Origin of the sequence: Sanguibacter suarezii NBRC 16159, from assembly GCF_001552735.1 — a bacterium.
GTDB classification, from domain to species: domain Bacteria; phylum Actinomycetota; class Actinomycetes; order Actinomycetales; family Cellulomonadaceae; genus Sanguibacter; species Sanguibacter suarezii.
The window spans coordinates 97,908-122,382 of sequence record NZ_BCRT01000011.1 but is presented as its reverse complement, the minus strand read 5'-3'; the positions used below and the strand labels follow the sequence as shown (position 1 = coordinate 122,382).

Sequence of the window (24,475 nt, the reverse complement as noted above, 5' to 3'; positions counted from 1 at the left end):
GTGCGAGGGGGACGACGGTTACTGGTGTGCGCTTGCGTCGCTGGCGGTCGCGGCGTCGGGGATGCGGCCCTGGGCCAGGCGCAGCTTGGTGCACAGCTCCTCCAGGGTGGTCATCTCCTCGTCGGTCAGCGCGGGCTCGAGGTAGGCGCGGATGCTGCGCACGTGCCTGCGGCCGATCGTCTTCTGCAGCTGCGCCCCGGCGGGGGTGAGGGCGATGAGGGTGCCGCGCCGATCGCCGTCGGCCGGCCGCTTGGTGACCAGGCCCTTGGCCTCGAGGCGGTCGACCATCCGGCTCAGCGACGGCTGGGAGATGAGGACGTCCCGGTTGAGCTCGTTCAGGCGCAGCCCACAGGGGTCAGCGGTGCTCAGGGTGAAGAGCACGTCGTACTCGCGCACCGTCGCCGGGGCCCAGATGTCCTCGGCGGAGAACCGCTGCATGAGCGCGACCTGGGCGCGGAACAGCGCCTCCCAGGACCGCGGTGCGAGCCGCGGGTCGGTGTGCTCGACGTGCTCGGTCTGGGGGGCGGGCGCGCCGGGTGCGGCGGGACCCTGCGTCGTCGTGGCGGTCGTGGTCATGACCGGGCCACGGGGGAGGCGCCGGTGACGTCGTCGGCGGGGGCGTAGACCGTGGAGTCCTGCGCGCCGCCGGCCTTGGCCACGAGCGAGGCGTGGGTGGGGGCGTCCGGGACGTGGGCGGGACGCTTGGAGTCGAACTCCTTGCGCAGCACGGGGACGACCTCTTCACCGAGCAGGTCGAGCTGCTCCAGGACCGTCTTGAGCGGCAGGCCTGCGTGGTCCATGAGGAAGAGCTGGCGCTGGTAGTCGCCGACCTCGTCACGCATGGTGGCGTAGCGGTCGATGACCTCCTGGGGGCTGCCGACGGTGAGCGGCGTCTGGGCGGTGAAGTCCTCCATCGACGGGCCGTGGCCGTAGACCGGGGCGTTGTCGAAGTAGGGGCGGAACTCGCGCTTGGCCTCCTGGGAGCTCTTGCGCATGAAGACCTGTCCGCCGAGCCCGACGATCGCCTGGTCTGCGGTGCCGTGACCGTAGTGCTCGAAGCGCTGGCGGTAGAGGGAGACCATCTGCCGGGTGTGCTCGATGGGCCAGAAGATGTTGTTGTGGAAGAACCCGTCGCCGTAGTAGGCGGCCTGCTCGGCGATCTGCGGGCTGCGGATCGAGCCGTGCCAGACGAAGGGCGCGACGCCGTCGAGCGGGCGCGGGGTCGCGGTGAAGCTCTGCAGCGGGGTGCGGAACTGGCCCTCCCAGTCCACGACGTCCTCGGTCCACAGACGGCGCAGCAGCGCGTAGTTCTCGACGGCGAGCTCGATGCCCTGGCGGATGTCGCGGCCGAACCACGGGTAGACCGGTCCGGTGTTGCCGCGGCCCATCATGAGGTCGAGGCGGCCGTCGGCGAGGTGCTGGAGGGTCGCGTAGTCCTCGGCGATCTTCACCGGGTCGTTGGTGGTGATGAGGGTGGTGGCGGTGGACAGCATGATCGTCGAGGTCTTGGCCGCGATGTAGCCCAGCGTCGTGGTGGGGGATGACGGCACGAAGGGCGGGTTGTGGTGCTCCCCGGTCGCAAAGACGTCGAGGCCGACCTCTTCAGCCTTGAGCGCGATCTGGATGGTCGCCTTGATCCGCTCGTTCTCGGTCGGGGTACGCCCGGTGGTGGGATCCATCGTGACGTCGCCGACGGTGAAGATTCCGAACTGCATGGGGACCAGCTCCTCAAGTAGATGCGTTTGCATGTAGTTTACGTCTCAACTACTCCATGGTCCACGATATTCCGGCCCGTCCGGTGTGGCTCTGGTCACCGGTTGCGGCGAGGTCGCTGCGGCGACGTGACTGGCGGTCAGGCGGGTGGGGCGCGCTCAGCTGGGCTCAGGCGACCGGGCTCATGCAGCCGGGCTCAGGCGGCTGCGCGGCCTGGCGTGAGCCGCTGGATCGCGAGGTACATCTGGCAGCCCAGGCACACGTTGAAGGCAGCATTGAGGAAGGCCGCGACGAGAGCCACGCCGGCAGCCACGGGGATCGCCACCGGGGTGACGGTAAGGCCGAGCAGCAGGCCCAGACCGGTGATGACCAGGCCCACGCGCTGCGCGAAGCGCGGCGGTGCGGGGTCCTCGAGCTCGGTGGGCGGCGCCAGCCGAGGCCGGACGAGGGTCGTGAACAGCCAGCCCTGGACGGTGCCCTGAGCCCCCCGCACGGCGCCCAGCGCGAAGGCCGCGACGGCGATCGCCAGCAGGACCGTCGCGGTGGTCGACGTACCGGCCAGCACCGTCGCTGCCAGCAGGACGGTCATGAGGGCTGCACCGAAGCGCGGTCCGCGGGGGTCGATGCCGCGGGCGGTGCGGGCGGTCAGGGGAGCGGTGCTGGCGGGAGCAGGGCGAGCGGCTGATACCGAGGTGGAGTCAGAGGAGTCGGAGGAGTTGGTCACGGGACGTCCCTTGAGGTGAGTGGCGGATGGGCGGGGGATGGGTGAGGGAAGCGGTGGGAGAGCGGCGCTACGGAGCAGCGGGCTCGTGGGGCTCCGAGAGGTGCAGCGTGGCCAGCGCCTCGCGGGCCTGGGCGGCCGTCATCGCGCCCGTGGCCCGTCCGTGGATCGTGCCGTCCGCACCGACCAGCAGGACGGTCGGGGTTCGCAGCACCCCGTAGGTGCGCACGAGGTCGGGGTGCAGGGCGGCGTCCAGCTCGATGTGTGCGACGTCGTCGTCGGCCGCGCTCAGCGCGGTGAGCACGCGTGCGACGTGGCGGCAGGGTGAGCAGACAGCGGAGGAGAACTGGACAAAGGTCGCTGGCGCGCGCTCGGGCGCACCGACGGCCGCGAGGTCGAAGACGGGGCGTGCCGGCGAGGTGAGCCTGCCCGCCGGGCGCATCCGCCCGGCGCGCCGCGAAGCGAGGTACCAGCCCAGGGTCGTCAGGGCCAGGAGCGCCACGAGGGCTGCGGCGCGGCCGAGCGGGGAGGTGAACAGTACGTCCATGACGGGATCCGTGTCTGCCAGAGAGGGGGAGCCCAGGTCTCAGGAATCCGGGGGCGGCAGCGACCTGTCCAGCAGGTCGCGGTGGGCCGTGGGAGCGGCCGGTGAGAGTGCGGGGGAGCGCGTCGGTCGGTGCGCGAGGGGTGGGCGCGAGGTCAGCCGACGGGGCAGCAGCACGCCCGACAGCGCTCTCCGGCGCGGTGGGCGCGGGGTGAGGTCGGGCGGAGGTGCTGGCACATGTCACGCATTCAACCACGCACACAGAACACCGCGACAGGGTGTGCCCACCAGCTGGAAGATCTCGAACCCTCATGAGTTCTTCACTATTAAAAATAGTGTGCCAAGCGCCTACCGCACTATGGGGGAGACTCAAGCTGTGAACTCACCACAAGAAGCAGGGACCAACAGGTACCCCCGGCCAGCCGTGACGCGCGCCGAGGCGGACCAGGTCTGGCGCGAGCTGTCCGTCGATGCCATGCGCACGGGCGCCAAGCCCGAGATCGTGCGCCTCGCGGTGATCGTCGCGCTGAGCAGGTGCACCGGTGCGCGCTACGGCGATCTGCTGCGCTGCACGATCGACTCCTTCGCACCAGACCGGGGGAGCGTGGTCGTGGAGCACGGAAAGCTGCGGACCGTCCGCGAGCACCCCCTCGACGACGGAGCACGCCTGGTGCTGGACCGCTGGTTCGCCGTGCGCGCGCAGCTGTGCGCCGAGCTTGAGGGCTCCGACCCGAGGGCCCTGCTGCTCACGGTCCATCACACCCACGACAACGGTGTGACCGTCTCGGCCGGTCTGCCGATCACGAGGCAGGGGCTGGTGCTGTCCTGGCGACGGTTCATCCACCGCACCAACGCTCGGCACGCCGGGCTGCGCCCGCCGCTGCCCACGCGGTTCGAGCAGGTGCGCCGCGCATGGTCGGCTGACCTCGGCGAGGCACCAGAAGCAGCCGACGAGGAGGTCTAGGCTGACCCGATGCCGTCCTACCGAGTCATGAGCGTCATCGGGATGCTGCGCCCCGGGGTGCGCCCGGAGACGGTGCTGCCTGCCGCCGTCGCAGCTGGGACCGAGCTGACCACCGTCGAGGCCTCCGACGTCTCCGTGGTCGCCGGCCAGGCTCGCATCACCGTCCGCTTCACCGCCGACGACGACCCTGCTGCAGCACGCGTGGCCGACCACGTCTGCGCCACGACAGGTGCCCTGGCTGACCTCGGCACCGTCACGCTGACCCGACGCTACGGCGGACGGTGGTACCCCGTCTGATCGTCTCAGCGAAGGGATGCTGACAGAGTTTCCTCACGTCTGCGCTGGTCCGGACGACGTGGCGGCACGACTGCCCGCGGACCGTCCTCGCGAGCCGGGCAGGTTCGCTGCAACCGACCTACGCTGAAATCCCCCAGTGGTGAGGGCAGAGACATGGGTTGGATCATCTTCACGGTCAGCATCACTCTCGTGTGCGCAGCCGGTGTCATAGCGGCCACCGCGCGGCGCGCAGCACCCGCCCGGCATGCACGGCGCCGGCACAGCGCACGGAGCGCTCCGCACGCAACCATGGGCCAGCACAGCGCCGGGCTCAGCAGCACCCGGTCCAGCGGCGCCGGATCCCGCACCGGAGGGCAGCAGGGGCGCTGGCGCAGCCCGGGCAGGCATGCCGAGAACGGCGGCGAGCTAGCCTTCATGGCTCGGCACATGCACGTGCTCCGCCGTCCGGCGGTCGATCACAGCCAGGACGACGACCCCTTCGAAGTTCTCGCCCTGCAGTGCCGGCTGACGGCGCTCTCAGCGGAGATCCAGCGGCTGGAGCAGGACAGCTCGACCATCGCGCTGGCCCATCACCTGCGGGCGACCCAGTACGCCTACGACGCCTTGCTCGCCGAGGCTTGTCGCCTCATCGGCGTGCTGGCCGAGGCCGAGGCGCCGCCCGTGCCGGACGAGTCCACCGGGTCGTGGACGGTCAACGAAGAGACCCGGATGCGCAAGGAGCTTGAGCTCTGCTCACGCGGCTGGACCTGGTGAGCAGGAGGCGGTGAGCCAACGACGTCGCCCGCGGGGTCACCCCGGGACGTCGGTCACCTGCCACCCGCGCACGTCCACCGAGACCGCACCGGCGGTGGCTGCCGCGACGGCTTCCTCGAGCTGAGCGATCCGAGCCGGCGGGACGAGCAACGTGAAGGTCGCCCCGACGTCGTAGACGACAGGCAGGAACGTTGCCTGATGTGTCAGCGACCAGTCGCGGAGCACGTGCTCGAGCCGTCCGGCCTCGCTGTGGCCGGCCTGCAGCACCACCTCGGCCCGCATCTCTCGGCGCACGAGGGTGGCAGCGTCCAGAGCCTGGCTGACCGCCGTGGAGTACGCCCGCACCAGGCCGCCCGCCCCGAGCAGCACCCCGCCGAAGTACCGGGTCACGACAGCCACGACGTCCGTCAGGCCGCGGTGGCGCAGCACCTCGAGCATCGGGATGCCGGCCGTGCCGGAGGGTTCGCCGTCGTCGGAGGAGCGCTGCTGGTCACCGCCGGGCCCCACGACGAGGGCGGTGCAGTTGTGCCGGGCGTCCCAGTACTGCTTGCGCACGGCGGCGATGACCGCCTCGGCGTCGGCGAGGGAGTCGACGTGGGACACGCGGGTGATGAAACGAGACTTCTTGACCACCAGCTCGTGCACCGTGGTCCCGGAGATCGTGGAGAGCAGCGGTCCGCTGCCCGTCGAGGGAGGCTGCGGTGGCACGGGGGAGGTCACCCGACGAGCCTACCTAGGGGTGGCGCCAGGCATCTGGCCCGGCGGATCGGTGTCGCGCGCGAGGATGCGGGGCACCAGATACCACAGGAGGAGCAGCACCGCTCCGACGAAGCCGCCGGCGGCGAAGGCCGTCTCACGGTCGAGCACGACGTCGAAGAGCAAGAAGGTGCACCCGGTCAGCACCAGACCGAGGACCAGAAGACCCACCCGCGCCAACCGGTCACCCTGACTGACGACCAGGGCCTTGCGCTGCCTGCGGAAGAGGCGGCGGTGCAGCGCGACCGGAGCCACGAGGAGGGCCGTGGCGACCATCGCCAGGACCACCAGGACGAGGTAGACGCCCCGTTGGGAGGAGTCGAGCTGGTCGAAGCGCTGCTGGAAGGGGACCGTCAGCAGGAACCCGGTGAGGATCTGCGTCCCGGTCTGGGTCACCCGCAGCTCCTGGAGCAGCTCCGACCAGTTGCGGTCCATCCGCTCGGTCGCCGTCTCACGGCGACCGTCCCCCGAGCCAGGCGGCTCGGGGGACGGTGCAGGCCCGTCAGCCTCTGGGAGGTGGTCCGGCCCGGGAGACATCGACGGATCTCGTTGTCTGCGGTGGAGTCTGGCGCGTCAGCTGTCGGCCTTGTCGGCCTTCTCCGCGGCGTCCTGCTCCGAGGTGGCGCCTGCGGTGCTCAGCTCGCCGCCGGAGGACTCCAGGTGCGCACGCACGAACCAGTGGAACAGCTCGAGGTCGTGCAGGTGCCCGACGAGCAGGTCGTTGCTCACCACGTCGAGCTCTTCGGTGTCGTCAGCTGCCTTGCGGTGGCTCGTGATGACGCCCTGGTACACCTCGTCCAGCGCACCCAGGTGGGCGATCGTCGAGGCGCGTCCGAGGGCGTAGTCGTCCCAGGTGCGCTCTGCCACGATCGCGCCCGGCGTGCCGCGCGGGGCGACGCCCAGCGTCGCGATGCGCTCGGCGATCGCGTCGACCATCGCCCGGACCGCCTCGACCTGCGGGTCGATCATCTCGTGGACGGCGATGAAGTGCGGCCCCACGACGTTCCAGTGAACGTGCTTGAGGGTCAGGGCGAGGTCGTTGAGCGCGTTGAGACGCTGCTGCAGGATCCCGGCAACCTTGGCTCCCTGGGTGGGGGTCAGCGACGGGACGGTGTAGTTGGGCAGCTGCTTGCGTGCAGTCATTGGCTCATTCCTCCACGTGTTCGTGCGGGGGCTATCCCCTCACCTCATCGTGCCTGCAACGAGCCGACCTCGCAGAACTTCACGGCTGTGGTGCTCGCGAGCGTGCGCCTGCTGCCGGTGTGCTCACCTGCTGGTCAACGGTCTGCGCACGGCTGCGCCGCGCAAGGCGAGCGCCAGCGCCAGCAGCGCCACAGCCCCCAGGACGCCAGCCCACCCGGTGCCCGTCGAGGCGGAACCGGAGCCCTGCTCAGTCACCGCTGTCACCGCTCCCGCGAGCAGGGCGACGGCCTGGCCGACGCAGTTGATCACCACGAAGCGAGGCCCCTCGGCGCCGAGCACCGCGAGCTCGACCCGGGTGGCCGGAAGCACGTGCGTGGCGTACCAGCTCAGCCGCACGGTCGCATGGATGGCGACCATGAGGACGGGGGTGCGCCAGGTATAGCCGACGGGGGCCAGCGTGAGCATCGCGACGGTCGCGGGGAACAGGCTGAGCCCGAGCGTCAGGTACCCCGGTCCGCGCACCGCGGACCCGGCCGTGGCGGTGACCACGATGACCAGGATCACCGTGACCATGACACCCACCGGCAGGCCGGTGCCGGCCGCTGCGGCGAGGAAGACGCCGACGGCCGCCGCGGCGAGCCCGAGGTGCAGGGCCCAGCCCGGCACCGTGGGGCCGCAGTCGATCTCGGGACCCGGGATGCGGCTCATCGGGGCCGTCCAGCAGCCTGGGCACGCGCGGCGGCCCGCAGGTCGCGGGCCGCGTCCCCGCCGGCCCAGCGCAGCACGTCCACCCCGGAGCGGGCCAGCGTCTCCAGACGGTTGCCGCGCTGGATCTCGGTCAGGCGCCAGGCGTAGGTCTCGCGGACGGAGAGCCCGCGCAGGTTCGCCTCGGGCAGCGTGTCCACCGCGATGACGCGGTGCCCGTGGGACTGCCACTGGCTGGCGATGTCGGCGGCGTTGTCGTCGAGGAAGGTGGAGAAGAGATAGACGAGCGCGCCGGCAGGGATCTGGGGGGCGCGCCGCCGGGTGGGCGGGGCTCCGACGGGGCGGCTGAGCGCCAGGGCATAGGTGAGCCGTTGCAGGTGGCGCTTGCCCCCGGCGAGCGGGAGCGGGGACGCGAGGCGGCCCAGGTCGTCCAGACCCACCCGGTCACCCGCGTCGACCACGGCCTTGGCGACCGCGGCGGCCGCCTCCCGGGCGAGGTCGAGGGAGGTCTGCTCGTGGGGCGCGCTGTCCTGGAAGCCGCCCCACGTGGCCACCCGAGGGCCGACGTCGTCGCGGGAGTCGACCACGAGGACGACCGACGCCTCCGAGGGGGCGAAGGTGCGCCGCACGTAGAGCTGGGCGAGGTCGGGGGACCGCCGGGCTGTGGCACGCCAGTCCACCCGGCGCAGGGAGTCCCCGGCGCGCAACGGGGCGACGTCGCGCATCTCGGGGCCGTCGCCGAGACGGCGGGAGCTGTGCGGGCCGGTCAGCCCACGCAGCTGCTGGGAGACGGGCACCAGGGTCAGACGACCGTGCGGCGGCAGGACGAGCATCTGGGAGGGCGGCACGTGGACCGGGCCCTGGTTCCACCCGCCGGGACCAGCCAGCGCGAGGACGTCGACGGTGAACAGCTCACGGGTCCCGGTGCGCACCGACGGGGTGCGCAGCCGCAGCGTGCGCTGGCCGTGCGGCACCGCGACGAGGGCGTCGACCGTCGGGTTGCCGGGGCTGAGGGCGCGCACCACGGCGACGTCAGCACCGGCCGGAGCGGTGATGGTGAGCTCGACGTCCAGCGCGGCTGCGCGGACGGCGGTCGACGCGGTGGCGGCCGTGGCCGTCACGTCACCGCGCGGACGCTGGACGACCGACCACACCACGCACAGCACGAGGGGGGTGGCCAGGGCGACGATCTGCGGGCGGCCGAACAGCAGACCCACCGCTGCGAGCAGCACGCCGGCTGCCGCGCTCACGATGAGGGAGGCGTCCTGGCGCCAGACGGCGGCGTCCGCCGTGAGGCTCGTCATGGCGCGGAGACGGTGGCCGGTCCCGGGACGCGGTCCAGGATCCGGGCGACGAGGGTCGCCGGGTTGATCCCGGCGGCCCAGGCACCGGGGCTCAGGGTGAGCCGGTGGGCCAGGACCGGCACCGCGACGGCCTTGACGTCCTCGGGCAGCACGTAGTCACGTCCGTCGATGACTGCCAGCGCCCGAGCCACGAGCATGAGCGTCTGGGAGCCGCGGGGCGAGGCGCCCACCTCGAGCTCGTCCAGCTCGCGGGTGGCTGCAGCCAGGTCGACGCAGTACCGCACGACGTCGGGGTCGATGGCGACGTCTTCCACCCCGGCCTGCATGGCCAGCAGCGTGGCGGGGTCGACGATCGCGCGGACGGAGGAGAACTCCTGGCGGCGGTCCAGGCGGCGACGCAGGACGTCGAACTCTGCCTCGCGGTCGGGGTAGCCCACCGCCAGGCGCACCATGAAGCGGTCCAGCTGTGCCTCGGGCAGGGGGTACGTGCCCTCGTACTCGACCGGGTTGGACGTGGCCATGACGTGGAAGGGCAGGTCGAGCGGGTAGGTGGTGCCGTCGATGGTCACCTGGCGCTCCGCCATGGCCTCGAGCAGCGCCGACTGCGTCTTGGGGGCGGTGCGGTTGATCTCGTCAGCCAGGAACAGGCCGGTGAACACCGGCCCGGGCCGGAAGACGAACTCTCGCTCGGCCGGGTCGTACACCGAGGACCCGGTGATGTCGGCCGGCAGCAGGTCGGGGGTGCACTGCAGGCGGGTGAAGTCCAGCCCGAGCGCACCGGCGAGGCTGCGCGCGGCGAGGGTCTTGCCCAGCCCGGGCACGTCCTCGAAGAGCACGTGCCCACCCGCCAGGATCGCCGCGAGCGCGATCCGCATCGGTCCGGTCATCCCCACCACGACGGTCGCGACCTCGGTGAGCACATGGTCGGCGAGCCTGGCGGTCTCGCTCACAGGCAGTCCCTCCACCGGGCCCGGGGCGGCGACCGGGGTCGCAGAGGCGGTGGGGGCGGTGGGGGCGGTGACGGGCTGGTCGGGTGAAGCGGTCATCAGGTGGTCCTCGGCTGTGATGGTGGCTGGGTCGGCTGTGATGGCTGGCTGTGTGCGGGCTGGCTCGTGGCGGTGATCTCGGCGAGGCGGTCGATGCAGCGGCCCACCCGGGTCATGGTCGCGGGCTGGGTGTCCTGGAAGAGGTCGTAGGACGCGTCCCCGAGGAGGGCACGGGCGGCCGGTTCGTGGGCGGGGTCGGTCAGGTCCACGCCGTGCAGGGCGAGGCGGGTGGTGGCAGCCTCGCGGACGGTCTGCAGGCCGCGAGCGCTGACGGTCTCGTCGCGGGTCATGAATGCCCAGGACAGGGCGGAGATCTGGTCCCGGGCGCCGTCACGGCGGCCGGTGGAGGTGCGGGGCCAGTGCGGGTGGTAGACGGCGGGCAGGGCGACGAGGAGGACGGTCACCGCAGCGGCGGTGATGATGGTCATCGCCGCGTGCACCATGGAGAATCCGAGCGCCTGCTGGGCGAGCAGGACCCCGAGCGCTTCGAGCGGGAGGTACCCCCACAGGATCTTCATGGTGCCGGCTCCGTCGGAGGGTGGTCAGGGGTGGGGGAGGTCGGCCGGTCTCTCACGGCGCGGCTGAAGTCCTCGATGAGCTGGCGCAGGGCTGTTCCGGCTGCGGCCACCTGCGCCGGGGTCATGTCGGCGCGGGCGAAGCGGGCCAGGTGGAAGAGGCCGAGGAGCTCGGTGACGGCCGCGGGGGAGGCGGGCGTCGAGGAGAGGACCTCGACGGTGAACTCGGTGGGGGTCTGGGCGGGGGCACGGGTCGCCCCGCTGCGCTCCGCGGCCTCCTGGAGGGCCAGCCATGCGGCGATGATCGCGTCGGGGGAGCTGTCCCCCTCGTGCAGGAGCGTCTCGGCGTGGGTGGCGGCCTCGCGCAGCTCGGTGAGCGGGAGGGCCTCGAGGGTGAGACCCGGCGCGGGCTGCGGGGGCTGGGGCTTGTCCTTGTGCGCTGCCAGCCATGGCAGCACGGTGCGTCGCACCCAGAGGGCCACGCGGTAGAGGAGGAAGGCGACCACGAGCCCCCCGGCGACCAGCAGCACGGTGGTGAGCGTGCGCTGCACCGTCTCGTTCGGCGGGTCGGGTTCGACCGGGGTTGCGGTGGGAGAGGGGTCCTGGGTGGGGGGAGGTTCGACGCTGGCGGTCGGCGCTGGTCCGGGGTCGAATCCCCAGTCCCCGGCCAGCGCAGCGCCGACGACCACGAGGAGGATGAGTGCGGTCACGGCGGCGAGGGCGGCTGCGAGCGCCCGCCGTCCTGGGCGCGGCTCTCTGTCGTCGGCGAGGACGACGGTGTCCATCGAGTCGGTGGTGCCGGTCGGCCGCGCCGCGTGGATGTCCGCGTGGGTCTCCGTGGGCGGTCGGGTCTGTGGCGTCATCGTGGCGCCCACCCTAGCGGAGAGAGCGGACGAATCGGGTGGTCAGGCCCGGATGTGTCGTGCCGCGTGCTGGCCGGCGACGGCGGCGCCGAGGAAGGCGGCGGGGTCGGCTGCGAGCCCGCGACCCATGGTGGACAGTCCTACCGGGCTGGCAGCGAGGGCGCTGAGCAGCTCCGGGGAGGTCTCCACCGTGACCAGCCGGTGCCCGGCAGCCGCCAGCGCGCTGACCTGCTCGGCGATCCGCGCATCGAGAGCGACCGGGTCCCCGCCCCCCGCGGCGAAGGCCTCAGGCGTTCGGGCGAGGACCGGCACGACGACGTCGGCCGGGCGCAGCGCCACCCGCCCGTAGGCGGTCAGGGAGTGGTGGGAGACGCCGAGGTGGCGGTCGCGCGGGTCAGCGCCGGAGATGCGCAGGGAGGCGACGGGACGGCCCCCGAGCACGGCAGCGGCATTGATCACCTCCCCGGCGCTCACCCCGGAGAATCCCCAGCGGGTCCCGGTGCCGAGGTTGCCCGGGCCCTGGGCGACCACGACGAGGTCGGCGTCGAGCACGGTGGCTGCGGCGAGCAGCCCGGTGTGGGTGGTGACGGCCTCGTGGTCGCCGCCGTAGGCCTGTCCGACGGTGATGCACGCGGCCAACCAGCCGGCGTCGCGCAGGCCGGCGACCGTGCGGGAGAAGGCGGCCGGGAGGGCGCCGCCGTCGGTCATGACGTAGACGACGCGGGGGGCCGGTGCGCCGCGCTGTGCGGCGTCCAGGCGGGCGCCGGCCACGATCGCGGGCAGGGCTGAGTGCAGGTCGGCGACCACCACGGGCAGCCCGGCGAGGTCGTCGGCCTCGCGCAGCACCTCGTGGTGGGGGGACTCCTGCTCGTCGACGCCCAGCACCATGGTCTGCAGCGGGGTGTAGCGGGCCTTGACGAGGTGACCGGGACCGCTGGCAGGGGGCGCGGTGGGGGCTGCGGCCCCACCGGCACCGGCGTCGGCCGACAGCACCGTGATGACCAGGGCGTACCCCCCGGTGCCGAGCCCGCGGTCCAGGGCGGTGGTGTTGAGGACGACTGTGTCCCCGGGGGCGGCCGGGCCGACGAGGTCGGGGTAGGCGAGGGACCGCACGGGTCCGACGCCCTCGACGTCGACGGTGAGCTCTTGGGCTCCGGACCAGGCGCGCCCGAGCGACACCACCACACCAACTCGCGACGTAATCACGGCGTCAACGCTACTCGACGCTAGCGTAGGACCGATGCCTCCTCTCACCTCGCCCGCGGCCCGCCTGCTCAACCTTGTCATCGCGCTCATGAACACCGGTGCGCGGATGACCAAGGACGAGATCCGCACGTCCGTCGCCGGCTATGACACGACCGCCTCACCCGAGGCCTTCGAACGCATGTTCGAGCGGGACAAAGATGCCCTGCGTGACCTCGGCGTCCCCATCATCACGGTGGAGACCGGCGGGCACTCCGAGGAGATCGGCTACCGCATCGACAAGGACTCCTACGCCCTGGACGAGGTCAACCTCACCCCGGCCGAGCTGGGCGTCCTCTCCCTGGCCGCGCAGTTCTGGCAGGACGCCACGGTGGCGGTCGACACCACCCGGGCGCTGACCAAGCTCCGCTCGGCCGGGGAGATGGACACCGGCGCCGCCGGGGAGGCCGCCGACGCCGTCGCCGGCCTGGCCCCACGGGTCCGGTCGGTCTCAGCCGCCTACGAACCGCTGCTCGAGGCGATCCTGGCCCGCCGCGTCGTCGTCTTCACCTACCGCGCGGCGAGCACCGGTCAGGTGCGCCGGCGCACCGTGGAGCCGTGGAAGGTGGCCGTGCGCGACGGCGGCTGGTACCTGCTCGGCCACGACCGCGACCGCGACGCCGCCCGCGCCTTCCGCCTCACCCGGATCGAGGGTCCGGTCAAGACCGTGGGGGCGCAGGGCGCCTTCACCGCACCGGCCGACATCGACGTCGACGCCCTCATCAGCGGGACGCCGCTGGCTCCGGTGCGCCAGGCGCTGCTCGCCCTGCGCCCCGAGCGCGCCAGCGCGCTGCGAGCCCGGGGGAGCGCCCACGCCCCAGCCCCCGACGACCCCCGCCTGGCTCGCGCCGTCGCCGACCGCGAGCTCGTCGCGGTGCCCTACACCTCCACCCAGGCGCTGGCCGACGAGGTCGCCGGCTACGGCGAGGCCGTCCTCGTCCTGGACCCGCCCGAGCTGCGCGAGCACGTCCTGGAGCGGCTGCGCGCAGCGGCCGCACTGCCCCTGACCCCACCCGGAGACGACGATGTCTGAACGCGCCACCGAACGCTTCGTGCGCCTCGTCGCGCTCGTGTCCTTCCTCGAGGTGTCCGGACCGGTGCCGGTCGCCGAGCTCGCCCGGCACTTCTCGGTCACCCCGCAGCAGATCCTCGCTGACGTGGACACCCTGTGGATCTCCGGGACCCCCGGCTACTGGCCGCAGGACCTCATCGACTTCGACGCCGACTCCTACGACCGCGGCGTGGTGCACCTGACCGAAGCCCGCGGGATGACCCGGCCGCTGCGCCTGGGCACCCGCGAGGGCATCGCGCTCATCGCCGCGCTGCGGGCCCTCGCCGAGGTGGTCGCGGAGTCGGGGGACCACCAGCAGGCCGCCGTCATCGAGTCCGCCCTGACCAAGCTCACCCTCGCCTCGGGCGACGCCGCCTCAGCCCTGGACGTGCGGCTGCGGGTCGACGCGACCCCACCTGTGCTCGCCGCCGTGCGCACCGCGCTCACAGCACGGCGCCAGCTGCGCATCGAGTACGTCAACGCCTCCGACGTCACCTCCAGCCGCGTGGTGGACCCCTTCCGCCTGCTGCCCTCGGACACCTTCACCTACCTGCACGCCTGGTGCCACAGCGCCCAGGACCAGCGCACCTTCCGCACCGACCGCATCCTGCGGGCGGAGGTCCTGGACGACCCTGTCGAGCACGACGAACCGCTGAGCACCCCCGGCGACTACCGTCCGGCGGGGGATACCGTCGCCGAGCTCGTGCTGTCGAGCCAGGCGCGCTGGATCGCCGAGCAGATCCCGGTCGAGAAGGTCGTCAACCTCGACGACGGGACCTTCGCCGCGGCCGTCCGGGTGGCCAACCCCCTGTGGCTGCGGCACCTGCTGCTGCGCCACGCCCGCCACGTCCGCTCGGTCCGTCCGGCCGAGCTGCGCGAGGACGTGGTCACCGCGGCCCGCGCCGCGCTGGACGCCTACGCCGCCCTGGATGCGTAGGCTGGGCAGATGTGGTTCTGGATCTGGTGCGCACTTGTCCTCGGCGCGGGTGTCGGCGCGTTCTTCCTCGGTCGTGACCTGTGGCGTCGCCTCAAGGTGATGCTGCGCGCCGGCACGGGCCTGAGCCAGGCGCTCGAGCGGATGTCCGTGCGCGTCGACGAGCTCACCGCAGCCGGGCCGGCCACCACCCCGCGACCGGTCACCGTCTTCAGCGACCCCCACGACGAGGCCGAGCGCGTCGCCGAGCGACGCCGGCTGCGCCGCAGCCGCGCGGCAGCGCGCCGGGCGGGCCACGCCGACCGCTACGAGCGGTGGCGCCGGATCGACCTGTAGCCGCCGGATCACCGCGGTGCCACCACCGCCACGCCACTGCATCGATGCGTGTCGATGGCTCAGTCCGGGGCGGGCACCTTGACAGGGGAGAGCGGTAGGACACAATAGGCGAAGCGCTTCGACGATGAGGCGACGTTCACCGCCCGGTGCACCGTTCGTTCATCACGCACAGGTACCCTGCGCAGGAGTCAACCGAACTACCATTGAACCAACACCACCGCACCTGGAGGATCCTATGGGCGCCATGAGGCCCTGGCACTGGATTGTTTTGCTCGTCGTCGTCCTGCTGCTGTTCGGCGCGAAGCGTCTCCCCGACCTCGCCAAGAGCGTGGGACAGTCACTGAAGATCTTCAAGAAGGAGATCAAGGAGCTCCAGGAGGACGACGACGCACCCGTGGCGAAGGCCGCACCCGTCGCACCCGTCGCCCCTGTCGCCCCCGTCCCGCCGGTGATCCCCGTCGCCCCGGTGACCCCTGTCGTGACACCACCGGCCGCCGCCCAGCCCGGCGACCCTGCTCCCAGCGCTTCGTCTGAGAGCACCGCTCCGCCGAAGGTATAGGCGTGGCGAACGGCTCGAAGTCGAAGTCCGAGCAGCGCGCGGAACGACTGGCCGCGAAGGGGAGGATGTCGCTGCGCGGGCACCTGCTCGAGCTGCGCAAGCGACTCTTCCTCGGTGCGCTGGGCATCGTCATCGGCGCTGTCGGCGGGTGGTTCCTCTACGACCAGGTCTTCCACCTGCTCCAGCAGCCGATCCTGGACGCGGCCGCGCGCCGCAACCAGCTCGCCTCGATCAACTTCGGGGCGCCCGGCGCTGCGCTGGACATGAAGTTCAAGGTCTCGTTCTTCGTCGGATTCATCATCACCAGCCCGTGGTGGCTCTACCAGCTGTGGGCGTTCATCACCCCGGGGCTGACGGGCAAGGAGAAGCGCTACACCGTCGGGTTCATCGGAGCAGCGGTCCCGCTCTTCGCCGCCGGCGCCGGGATGGCCTGGCTCGTGCTGCCGCACGCCGTGCGGATCCTCACCGACTTCCTGCCGACCGACTCCACGAACTTCCAGGACGCCCAGACCTACCTGAGCTTCGTCATGCGCCTGCTCGTGGCCTTCGGCCTCGCCTTCGTCATGCCCGTCCTCATGGTCGCGGTGAACTTCCTCGGCCTGGTGCGGGCCGACACGTGGGCCAAGGGCTGGCGATGGGCGATCGTGGTCGCCTTCACCTTCGCGGCGATCATGACCCCCACCCCGGATGCGCTGACGATGATCCTCGTCGCCCTGCCCATCTGTCTGCTGTACTTCGTCGCCCTCGGAGTCTGCATCCTGCACGACCGCCGGGTGGACAAGCGACAGGCAGCCTTCGACGAAGAAGTCGCCGGGTACGACGTCTGACCCGTGACACCACCTGACCACTGCGCCGTCTCCGGTGCGCCTGCGCGCGTCGGCCTGGTCGTCAACCCCACAGCCGGACAGGGCCGCGGCCGGGCAGCCGGGCGCCGCACCGCACAGCTGTTGCGCGAGGCCGGCGTCGAGGTGCTCGAGCTCTCGGGGGAGTCGGTCGCCGACGCCCTCGCCCGGGCTCGGGGCGCCGCGATCGACGGGCTCGCCGCCCTCGTCGTCGTCGGCGGGGACGGGATGGTCCACCTCGGGGTGAATGCGGTGGTGGGCACGCCCACCCCGCTGGCGATCGTCGCCGCAGGGTCGGGGAACGACTTCGCCCGCGTGCTCGGGCTGCCCGCCCACCGCGTCGAGGCTGCGGTGGCCCGCATCGTCGTCGCGCTGGGCCATCCGCCCCGCGCGGTCGACGCCGTGCACGTCGCCCCGTACGTCGCCGGAGCCCAGTCGCCCGACGGCGAGACCTGGGGCGGGTCCTGGTTCGCCGGCGTCCTCTCGGTGGGCCTGGACGCGGCGGTCAACGCCCGGGCCAACACCTACCGCTGGCCCTCCGGGCCGGCCAAGTACGTCCGCGCTGTCCTGGGCTGCCTGCGCGGCTTCACCCCCTACGGCTACCGTCTCACCACCGATGCGGGCACCCGCGACCTCGTGGGGACCGTCGTCGCGGTGGCCAGCTCCTCGCACTTCGGCGGCGGGGTCCGCATCGCCCCGGACGCTCTCGTCGACGACGGCCAGCTCGATCTCGTGTCCGCGAGCGCACTGTCCAAGCGCGCCATCCTCGCCCTCTTCCCTGGCATGTACCGCGGCACCCACGTGCGCCACCGCGCTGTGAGCACCGAGCGCACCTCCGTCGTCATCATCGAGCCGACGGGTGTTGGGGCCTTCCCGCCTGTGGCCTTCGCCGACGGTGAGGTCATCGGTCCGGTCCCGCTGCGTGTGCAGGTCCACCCGGGTGCTCTGCGCGTGCTCGTCTGACCAGGCACCTAGGCTGGAGGCATGGCTTCCCGCGCAGACCGCACCGATCCTGACGCTCTCTCCCCGTCGGAGCGCTACCGCCGCTTCCGTGAGCGCGCCGCACAGTCCGGACCTCAGCTCGAGGAGTTCCGCTCCTCCCTGGACTTCGCCCTCGACGACTTCCAGGTGGAGGCGTGCGCTGCGCTGGAGCGTGGGCAGGGCGTGCTCGTGGCTGCCCCCACCGGGGCCGGCAAGACCATCGTGGGGGAGTTCGCCGTCCACCTGGCGGTGAGCACCGGGCGCAAGGCGTTCTACACCACACCGATCAAGGCCCTGAGCAACCAGAAGTACACCGACCTGGTGCGCCGCTACGGCACCGACTCCGTGGGCCTGCTCACCGGTGACACGACGATCAACGGTGAGGCTCCCGTCGTCGTCATGACCACCGAGGTGCTGCGCAACATGCTCTACGCGGGCTCCCCGACGCTGGACGGGCTGGGCTACGTCGTCATGGACGAGGTCCACTACCTGGCGGACCGGTTCCGCGGGGCGGTCTGGGAAGAGGTGATCATCCACCTCGCCCCGGACGTGCAGCTCGTCTCGCTGTCAGCGACCGTCTCCAACGCCGAGGAGTTCGGGGACTGGCTGGAGATGGTGCGCGGGGACACGGCCGTGGTGGTGAGCGAGCACCGCCCGGTGCCGCTGTCCCAGCACGTCGTGGTGGCCGGACGCGGCACCCACCCCGGGGGGATCCTCGACCTGTACGCGCACACGGTCGACCCGACCGACCCGGGCACCAACCCGCCCATCAACCCGGACCTGCTCGCCGTGATGCGCCAGAGCGACGCCTTCCGGGGCTCCGGTGGCGGCGGCTACGGCGGGCGTGGCGGACGCGGCGGTGGACGGGGGCGTGGTGGCCGAGGCGGGTACACCGGGTCCGGGTCCGGTGGCGCGCCCGCGGTGGCTCAGCACTCCGGGCGCCGCGGACCGCCGCGGTTCGCCGTGGTGGACGGTCTGGACCGGGCGGGGCTGCTGCCGGCCATCTACTTCATCTTCTCCCGGGCCGGCTGCGAGGGTGCGGTCGCTCAGTGCCTGGGCGCGGGGCTGCGTCTGACCACCCCCGCGCAGGAGGCTCAGATCCGCGAGATCGTCGAGGAGCGCTGCGCCGCCATCCCGTCGGAGGACCTGGCGGTCCTGGGGTACTGGGGCTGGCTGGACGCCCTCACCCGCGGTGTGGCCGCCCACCACGCGGGCATGCTGCCGCTGTTCAAGGAGACGGTGGAGCAGCTGTTCAGCGCTGGTCTGGTCAAGGTGGTCTTCGCGACCGAGACGCTGGCGCTGGGGATCAACATGCCGGCCCGGTCCGTCGTGCTGGAGAAGCTCGTCAAGTGGGACGGGTCCAACCACGTGGACCTCACCCCCGGGGAGTACACCCAGCTGACCGGGCGCGCCGGGCGGCGCGGGATCGACATCGAGGGGCACGCCGTGGTCGTGGACCACCCAGGGCTCGACCCTGTGGCGCTGGCCGGGCTGGCGTCCAAGCGGCTGTACCCGCTGCGCTCGAGCTTCGCCCCGACCTACAACATGGCCGTCAACCTCGTCTCGCAGGTGGGCCGCGAGCGCGCACGGGAGATCCTGGAGACGAGCTTCGCGCAGTTCCAGGCCGACCGCGGTGTGGTGGGGCTGGCCAAGCAGGCGGCTGCGAACTCCGAGGCCCTCGACGGGTACGCCGAGGCGATGCGCTGCGACAAGGGTGACTTCGCGGAGTACATGCGGCTGCGGCGGGCGATCAGCGCCCGCGAGGGGGAGCTGGCCAAGCGGGCGTCGGGGGAGCGGCGGTCGGCGGTCATCGCCTCGCTGACCTCGTTGCAGCGTGGGGACGTCATCGAGATCCCGTCCGGGCGTCGCGCCGGGTACGCGATCGTGCTCGACCCTGGGCACGACACCGGCTTCGACGGTCCCCGCCCCACCGTGCTGAGCAGCGAGCGCCAGGTGAAGAAGCTCACGCTGGCTGACGTCCCGCACGGGGTGGAGACGGTGGGCGCGGTGCGCATCCCCAAGTCCTTCAACGCACGCAACCCCGCAGCGCGCCGCGAGCTGGCCGCGCAGCTGCGCGGAGCGGTGAGCGAGCTGGGTGAGTCCGGTGGCGGTGGCACGTCGCCGGGCCGGGGTGGGCGCGGGGTGCGTCACGCCGCCGGGCAGGACAAGGAGCTGGCGCGGCTGATGACCGCGTTGCGGGCGCACCCGTGCCACTCCTGCCCCGACCGTGAGGACCACGCCCGGTGGGCGAACCGCTGGTCCAAGCTCGACGCCGAGCACCGGGCGCTGATGCGCCGGATCGAGGGACGGACCGGGTCGATCGCCAAGGTCTTCGACCGGATCTGCGAGGTGCTCAGCATCCTGGGCTACCTCGAGCGCAACGGTGAGGGTGAGCTCGTGGTGACCGCTCCCGGAGCGGCGCTGCGCCGGCTGTACGCCGAGAGCGACCTGCTGCTCGCGGAGTGCCTGCGGCTCAAGGTGTGGGAGGGCCTGGACGCGGCGGCGCTGGCCGCGGCGGTGTCCACGGTCGTGTACTCCGCCCGCCGCGACGAGGGTGACGGCGAGCCGCGGGTTCCCGGGGGCCCTGCGGGCACCTTGGCCCTCGCGCTGGACGAGACGGTCCGGGTGTGGTCCCGCCTGGACGACCTCGAGGCCGCGCACCGGCTGGAGTCGACCGGGGCGCTGGACTTCGGCCTCGTGGAGGCGGTCCACCGGTGGGCGTCGGGACGCAGCCTCGACGTGGTGCTCAAGGACACCGATCTGGCTGCCGGTGACTTCGTGCGGTGGTGCAAGCAGATCATCGACGTGCTGGGCCAGCTGACCAAGGCGGCACCCGACCAACGCATGCGCGGCACAGCCGACCAGGCCATCGAGGCGCTGCGCCGGGGCGTGGTGGCGTACTCGAGCGTCTAGCAGCCCCCTCTGCGGTGGTGGCGGGCGGTGGTGGCATACAGTCGTGCGGTGACTTCGATCCTGTACCGCAACGGCATCATCCACTCCCCGACGGACCCCTTCGCCGAGGCCCTGCTGGTCGACGACGGGGTCGTCACCTGGATCGGGGCGAACGACACTGCGGACGGTCTGGCCGCCCGCGCCACCCGGGTGGTCGACCTGGACGGGGCGCTGGTGGCTCCCGGCTTCGTCGACGCCCACGTCCACCTGCTCGAGGAGGCCTTCACCCAGACCGGCCTCGACCTGTCGCAGGTGCCGTCACGGGCTGCCGCGCTGGAGGCGCTCGCCCAGCGGGCTGCCACTCACCGCAGCGCCGACGGCCCGCTGCTCGCCCACGGGTGGGACGAGACCGCCTGGGCCGACGCCCGGCCGCTCACCGCGGCCGACCTCGACGCCGTGTGCGGGGGAGCGCCGGTCTACGCCGCCCGGGTCGACCTGCACTGCGCGGTGGTCTCCAGCCGGCTGACCGAGCTTGCAGGTCTGGACGCCCTGCCCGGCTGGGCCCCGGACGGCGTCGTGCGCGGGGAGGCGCACACCGCAGCGCGGGCCGTGGCTCGCCGCGTGGACGCGGCGCGCCAGGCTCAGATGGCCGATGCCGTGCTGCGCGAGGCGGCGGCTCGCGGCGTGGTCGCGGTGCACGAGAACAGCACCCCCGGGGCCGGTACCCGGGAGGGTCTGGCGGCGCTGCTCGCCGCGACGGCCGACCCGGCGAGCGGACGCCCCCTCGTGGTGGGCTACCGCGGGGAGCTGTGCCGCACGGTCGAGGAGGCCCGCTCCCTCGCTGCGGCGATCTCTGGGCTCACCGGGATCGGCGGTGACCTGTCCGTGGACGGGTCCCTCGGTGCCCGCTCGGCGGCCCTGCGCGAGCCGTACGCGGACGCCCCCGGCACCCGCGGTCAGCTCTACCTGGATGCCGCCGACGTCGAGGCGCACGTGCTCGCTGTCACGGCCGCCGGGCTGCAGGCCGGCTTCCACGTCATCGGCGACCGCGCAGGCGACGAGGTGGTGGCCGGCCTGGTCGCGGCCGCTGCTCAGGAGCGCAGCGCCATGCGGCGCCTGGGTCACCGCATCGAGCACGCCGAGATGCTCGACGACGCCGCCCTGGCGACGCTGGCGACCCTCGGGGTGGGCCTGAGCATGCAGCCCGCCTTCGACGCGGCCTGGGGTGGCCCGGGCGGTCTCTACGAGCGGCGGCTGGGAGCCGAGCGGGCCGGGCAGATGAACCGGCTCGCCTCGATCGCCGCTGCCGGGGTGCCTACCGCCTTCGGGTCCGACGCACCGGTGACGGCGTTGAGCCCGTGGGCCGGGGTCCGGGCCGCCGTCTACCACCACAACCCTGAGCAGCGGATCTCGGCACGGGCGGCGTTCCGAGCCGCGACCCGCGGTGGCTGGCGGCTGGCCGGGCTGGACCACACCGGTGCGGGGGAGATCCGGGTAGGCAGCCCTGCGCACCTGGCGGTGTGGACCTCCGAGCACGTGGGCGTGCAGTCCGAGGCAGCCGGGCTGTCTTCCTGGAGCACCGACGCCCGCTCGGGGACGCCGCTGCTGCCCGACCTCAGCCTCGAGGCTGCCCTGCCCACGTGCCGTCAGACGGTCCGCTCCGGGCAGGTCATCTTCGACACCTTCGACTGACGTGGCCCCGAGGCTTTTCACCCGGTCCCATTTGTCCGTCAAACCACGTGACCTGCGCGTATGTCGTCAACCAGCACAAACGCAGTATTGACAGCAGGTAGGACCGAACAAGTAGGTTCTTCACGTACCTCCCTGGCCCGCTCCGGCGGGGCGGGGGAGTCCCACGTGGCGCGTCCTCGATGCGCCCGGGGCGGTCCGTCCGTTCAGTAGAAAACGCAGGTGACAGCGATGTCCTCAGCGGCACGAAGGACGGACGGACCGCCCCACCCACCACCCGCCCAGCCATTCCCCAGAGGGGTGGCGTACCCTGCTCACGTGCTCGTACGCCTGCCCCGGTGGCTCACCCTCGTCCTCGCCGTCGCCGGTGGGCTGCTCGCCGACGCCGGCTTCCCTGACATCGGCATCTGGCTGGCCACCCTCGCCGGGGTCGCTCTGCTCTTCATCGCGACCGTGCGTGACTCCCCGGCCTGGAACTTCTTCGTCGGGACCGTGTGGGGGCTGTCCTTCTTCCTCGTGCACATCCGGTGGGCCCAGTACGCCGTGGGTGACGTGCCATGGGTGGCGCTGAGCGCCGCCGAGGCGCTGTTCGTCGGGGCGTCCATGCTCGCCTGGACCTACGTCCGGCGGATCGCTGTGGTCGGGCGGCACGCCTCCCTGCAGGCCCTGACCTTCGCCCTGGTCTTCGTGGCAGGGGAGCTCGCCCGGTCAGCGGTGCCCTTCGGCGGCTTCCCGTGGGGCCGCGTCGCGTTCTCCCAGTCGGAGTCGCCCATCGGCCGTCTCGCCTGGCTCGGTGGGATGCCGCTGGTGTCCCTCGTCGCGGTGGTCGCCGCCGCGCTGCTCGCCATCGCCGTGCTGGCCCTGGGACGGCTCAATCTCTTCCGGGCCGGCGGCTGCGCCCTCGCGGCGGCGGCCGCGGTCGGCGTCGGCCTGGTCGTGCCACTGGCCACCCAGGCCGAGAGCGGCACGCTGCAGGTGGGCGCGGTGCAGGGCAACGTGGCCACCCCGGGCCTGGACGCCTTCAACCATCGTCGTGAGGTCCTCAACAACCACGTCACCGGGACGTACGCGCTGCTCGACGAGGTCGCCCAGGGTGACCTGGACATCGTGCTGTGGCCCGAGAACGGCACCGACATCGACCCGCAGGTCGACGCGGACGCCGCCACCCTCATCGATGACGCCGCCGCGGCCGTGGGAGCCCCGATCCTCGTCGGTTCCCAGGAGTTCCCCCCGAGCGGCGGCCGGTACAACGTGTCGCTCCTGTGGGAGCCCGGGGTAGGCGTGGTGGACCGGTATGCCAAGCAGCACCCGGCGCCCTTCGCCGAGTACATCCCGATCCGCGACCTGGTCCGCCCCTTCTCCTCCGCGGTGGACCTCGTCACCAACGACATGATCGCCGGCACCGAGGTCGGGATCATCGAGCTCGACTCACCCCGGCTGGGGCGCATGGTCACGATCGGTGACGTCATCTGCTTCGAGGTCGCCTACGACGCCCTCGTCCAGCAGTCGGTGGCAGCCGGGGCGGAGATGCTCGTCGTCCCCACCAACAACGCCTCCTTCGGTCCGACCAACGAGTCCACTCAGCAGCTGGCCATGTCCCGGCTGCGCGCCATCGAGACCGGCCGCACCACCATCCAGATCTCGACCGTGGGGGTCAGTGCGGTCATCGCGCCCAACGGTGTGCTCCTGGACCGGACCGGGCTGTTCACCGCGGAGCAGATGATCTCCTCGGTCGCGCTGCGCACCTCCCTGACCCCGGCTGTGCGGGCAGGGGAGTGGCCCGCCCGGGTCGTGCTCGTGGCAGCCGGCGCGCTCACCCTCGCCGGCATGATCACCAGCCTGCGTGACCGGCGCGCGGCGCGCGCCGTGCCACCGGTCACGCGCCGAGCCAAGGCAGCGCCCCGGTCGGCGCCGGCTCGACGGGGCTGACCCCGCGCCGGGGCCGACCCCGCACACGACGATGCTCCCGACCCCCAGAGGGGGCGGGAGCATCGGTGGTCGCTGCGGCAGGTGCCGTGCGGCTCAGGCGCTGCGGCGGAGCTTTCCGGCGCGCAGCAGGGCGAGGCGCTCGTCGAGCAGCTCTTCGAGCTCCTTGACCGTGCGGCGCTCGAGCAGCATGTCCCAGTGCGTGCGCGGGGCCTTGCCGGCCTTCAGCTCGGGCTGCTCGGCGTCGCGCAGCAGCGCTTCCTCGCCGCAGCGGCACTCCCAGACCAGGGGGACCTCAGCCTCGGTGGAGAAGGGAAGGATGATCGTGTGCCCGTTGGGGCAGTCGTAGTGGGCCTGGAAGCGGGGGGCGAAGTCGACGCCCTCATCGGACTCCATGCTCTTGGCACCAATGCTCATACCGCGCAAAGACCGGTCTGCCATGTTGTCCTCCAAGTAATCCGCGGTGTCGTCATCGTGTGATGCGCGCGCCGCCTGATGCGTGTGTGTTACGACGTCGGTAGTTCAAGCTCTAGTTCTTCAACGAGCCGATCAGGCGCTCTGTTCCTCCACTGAGTGAAGGTACCGTGAATGCGCCGCTCCGACTCGTCGAGATGGCGGTCGAACACTGCGCATCTCGATGTCTCGGCTGACTCGGGTGGTGCTCCAGGACCATGCGCGGGGATGCGTGCAGTGGATGAC

26 protein-coding genes are annotated in these 24,475 nt (G+C 72.2%); 12 read left to right on the top strand and 14 right to left on the bottom strand.

What is annotated here, in order from left to right:
• Positions 1 to 18 precede the first annotated feature (18 nt).
• From SS2_RS07680 to SS2_RS07665, 4 genes are all read right to left on the bottom strand, one after another.
• Positions 19 to 576, bottom strand: coding sequence for a MarR family winged helix-turn-helix transcriptional regulator (locus tag SS2_RS07680; RefSeq protein ID WP_083941941.1), 558 nt, complete (start codon positions 574 to 576; stop codon positions 19 to 21).
• Positions 573 to 1,715, bottom strand: a complete 1,143-nt coding sequence (locus tag SS2_RS07675) for an LLM class flavin-dependent oxidoreductase (RefSeq protein WP_066462718.1) — start codon at positions 1,713 to 1,715, stop codon at positions 573 to 575. The genes SS2_RS07680 and SS2_RS07675 overlap by 4 nt, the downstream gene beginning before the upstream one ends.
• 194 nt (positions 1,716 to 1,909) lie before the next feature.
• A complete protein-coding gene (locus SS2_RS07670; protein WP_157607237.1) occupies positions 1,910 to 2,437 on the bottom strand; it encodes a DUF4395 domain-containing protein in 528 nt (175 codons plus the stop codon).
• Between the two features lie 67 nt (positions 2,438 to 2,504).
• Positions 2,505 to 2,981 (bottom strand): thioredoxin family protein, encoded by a 477-nt coding sequence (locus SS2_RS07665; RefSeq protein WP_066462715.1) that lies wholly within the window; start codon positions 2,979 to 2,981, stop codon positions 2,505 to 2,507.
• Positions 2,982 to 3,354: 373 nt separating this feature from the next.
• Between SS2_RS07665 and SS2_RS07660 the strand changes: the two genes are divergently transcribed.
• The 3 genes from SS2_RS07660 (at position 3,355) to SS2_RS07650 (ending at position 4,992) form a co-directional block, all read left to right on the top strand.
• Complete coding sequence (locus tag SS2_RS07660) at positions 3,355 to 3,942, top strand: tyrosine-type recombinase/integrase (RefSeq protein WP_245643436.1); 588 nt, start codon at positions 3,355 to 3,357, stop codon at positions 3,940 to 3,942.
• A 9-nt stretch (positions 3,943 to 3,951) separates the two neighbouring features.
• Positions 3,952 to 4,239, top strand: coding sequence for a hypothetical protein (locus SS2_RS07655; RefSeq protein WP_066462707.1), 288 nt, complete (start codon positions 3,952 to 3,954; stop codon positions 4,237 to 4,239).
• Positions 4,240 to 4,527: 288 nt separating this feature from the next.
• Positions 4,528 to 4,992 (top strand): hypothetical protein, encoded by a 465-nt coding sequence (locus tag SS2_RS07650; protein WP_066462706.1) that lies wholly within the window; start codon positions 4,528 to 4,530, stop codon positions 4,990 to 4,992.
• A gap of 36 nt (positions 4,993 to 5,028) precedes the next feature.
• Here SS2_RS07650 and SS2_RS07645 read toward each other — a convergent pair whose 3' ends face one another.
• From SS2_RS07645 to SS2_RS07605, 9 genes are all read right to left on the bottom strand, one after another.
• On the bottom strand, positions 5,029 to 5,712 hold the full coding sequence (locus tag SS2_RS07645) for a YigZ family protein (protein WP_245643435.1): 684 nt from the start codon (positions 5,710 to 5,712) through the stop codon (positions 5,029 to 5,031).
• A 9-nt stretch (positions 5,713 to 5,721) separates the two neighbouring features.
• Positions 5,722 to 6,285: a DUF6328 family protein gene (locus tag SS2_RS07640; RefSeq protein ID WP_281178674.1), complete on the bottom strand. Its 564-nt coding sequence runs from the start codon at positions 6,283 to 6,285 to the stop codon at positions 5,722 to 5,724.
• A gap of 36 nt (positions 6,286 to 6,321) precedes the next feature.
• A complete protein-coding gene (locus SS2_RS07635; RefSeq protein ID WP_066462704.1) occupies positions 6,322 to 6,891 on the bottom strand; it encodes a Dps family protein in 570 nt (189 codons plus the stop codon).
• A gap of 123 nt (positions 6,892 to 7,014) precedes the next feature.
• Positions 7,015 to 7,599, bottom strand: coding sequence for a hypothetical protein (locus tag SS2_RS07630; protein WP_066462699.1), 585 nt, complete (start codon positions 7,597 to 7,599; stop codon positions 7,015 to 7,017).
• Positions 7,596 to 8,900 carry a DUF58 domain-containing protein gene (locus SS2_RS07625; RefSeq protein WP_066462698.1) on the bottom strand — a complete coding sequence of 435 codons (1,305 nt, stop codon included), beginning with the start codon at positions 8,898 to 8,900 and terminating at the stop codon, positions 7,596 to 7,598. The genes SS2_RS07630 and SS2_RS07625 overlap by 4 nt, the downstream gene beginning before the upstream one ends.
• Positions 8,897 to 9,946: an AAA family ATPase gene (locus tag SS2_RS07620; RefSeq protein ID WP_083941939.1), complete on the bottom strand. Its 1,050-nt coding sequence runs from the start codon at positions 9,944 to 9,946 to the stop codon at positions 8,897 to 8,899. Before SS2_RS07620 ends, SS2_RS07625 begins: the two co-directional genes overlap by 4 nt.
• Positions 9,946 to 10,464: a hypothetical protein gene (locus SS2_RS07615; RefSeq protein ID WP_066462696.1), complete on the bottom strand. Its 519-nt coding sequence runs from the start codon at positions 10,462 to 10,464 to the stop codon at positions 9,946 to 9,948. The genes SS2_RS07620 and SS2_RS07615 overlap by 1 nt, the downstream gene beginning before the upstream one ends.
• Positions 10,461 to 11,324, bottom strand: a complete 864-nt coding sequence (locus tag SS2_RS07610) for a DUF4129 domain-containing protein (RefSeq protein WP_157607236.1) — start codon at positions 11,322 to 11,324, stop codon at positions 10,461 to 10,463. The genes SS2_RS07615 and SS2_RS07610 overlap by 4 nt, the downstream gene beginning before the upstream one ends.
• Positions 11,325 to 11,366: 42 nt before the next feature.
• A complete protein-coding gene (locus SS2_RS07605; protein ID WP_066462691.1) occupies positions 11,367 to 12,530 on the bottom strand; it encodes a DUF3866 family protein in 1,164 nt (387 codons plus the stop codon).
• Between the two features lie 34 nt (positions 12,531 to 12,564).
• Here SS2_RS07605 and SS2_RS07600 point away from each other — a divergent pair, with 34 nt between their 5' ends.
• The 9 genes from SS2_RS07600 to lnt all read left to right on the top strand — a co-directional run bounded on the left by SS2_RS07600 (position 12,565) and on the right by lnt (position 23,779).
• A complete protein-coding gene (locus tag SS2_RS07600; RefSeq protein WP_066462688.1) occupies positions 12,565 to 13,599 on the top strand; it encodes a helix-turn-helix transcriptional regulator in 1,035 nt (344 codons plus the stop codon).
• A complete protein-coding gene (locus SS2_RS07595) occupies positions 13,592 to 14,554 on the top strand; it encodes a helix-turn-helix transcriptional regulator (RefSeq protein WP_066462686.1) in 963 nt (320 codons plus the stop codon). Before SS2_RS07600 ends, SS2_RS07595 begins: the two co-directional genes overlap by 8 nt.
• Before the next feature lie 9 nt (positions 14,555 to 14,563).
• On the top strand, positions 14,564 to 14,887 hold the full coding sequence (locus tag SS2_RS07590) for a hypothetical protein (RefSeq protein WP_066462684.1): 324 nt from the start codon (positions 14,564 to 14,566) through the stop codon (positions 14,885 to 14,887).
• A 235-nt stretch (positions 14,888 to 15,122) separates the two neighbouring features.
• Positions 15,123 to 15,446 carry a Sec-independent protein translocase subunit TatA gene (gene tatA, locus SS2_RS16995; RefSeq protein WP_083941936.1) on the top strand — a complete coding sequence of 108 codons (324 nt, stop codon included), beginning with the start codon at positions 15,123 to 15,125 and terminating at the stop codon, positions 15,444 to 15,446.
• A 65-nt stretch (positions 15,447 to 15,511) separates the two neighbouring features.
• Positions 15,512 to 16,273: a twin-arginine translocase subunit TatC gene (gene tatC / locus SS2_RS07580; protein ID WP_066462779.1), complete on the top strand. Its 762-nt coding sequence runs from the start codon at positions 15,512 to 15,514 to the stop codon at positions 16,271 to 16,273.
• 3 nt (positions 16,274 to 16,276) lie between these two features.
• The gene (locus tag SS2_RS07575; protein WP_066462682.1) at positions 16,277 to 17,251 is read left to right on the top strand and encodes a diacylglycerol/lipid kinase family protein; all 975 of its coding nucleotides are present in this window, start codon (positions 16,277 to 16,279) and stop codon (positions 17,249 to 17,251) included.
• Positions 17,252 to 17,272: 21 nt separating this feature from the next.
• Complete coding sequence (locus SS2_RS07570; RefSeq protein ID WP_066462680.1) at positions 17,273 to 20,182, top strand: DEAD/DEAH box helicase; 2,910 nt, start codon at positions 17,273 to 17,275, stop codon at positions 20,180 to 20,182.
• A gap of 48 nt (positions 20,183 to 20,230) precedes the next feature.
• Positions 20,231 to 21,853, top strand: coding sequence for an amidohydrolase (locus SS2_RS07565; RefSeq protein ID WP_066462678.1), 1,623 nt, complete (start codon positions 20,231 to 20,233; stop codon positions 21,851 to 21,853).
• A 315-nt stretch (positions 21,854 to 22,168) separates the two neighbouring features.
• On the top strand, positions 22,169 to 23,779 hold the full coding sequence (lnt, locus tag SS2_RS07560; protein WP_245643434.1) for an apolipoprotein N-acyltransferase: 1,611 nt from the start codon (positions 22,169 to 22,171) through the stop codon (positions 23,777 to 23,779).
• Between the two features lie 93 nt (positions 23,780 to 23,872).
• Here the strand turns inward: lnt and SS2_RS07555 are convergent, their stop codons facing one another.
• Positions 23,873 to 24,217 (bottom strand): RNA polymerase-binding protein RbpA, encoded by a 345-nt coding sequence (locus tag SS2_RS07555; protein WP_066462676.1) that lies wholly within the window; start codon positions 24,215 to 24,217, stop codon positions 23,873 to 23,875.
• Positions 24,218 to 24,475: the final 258 nt, after the last annotated feature.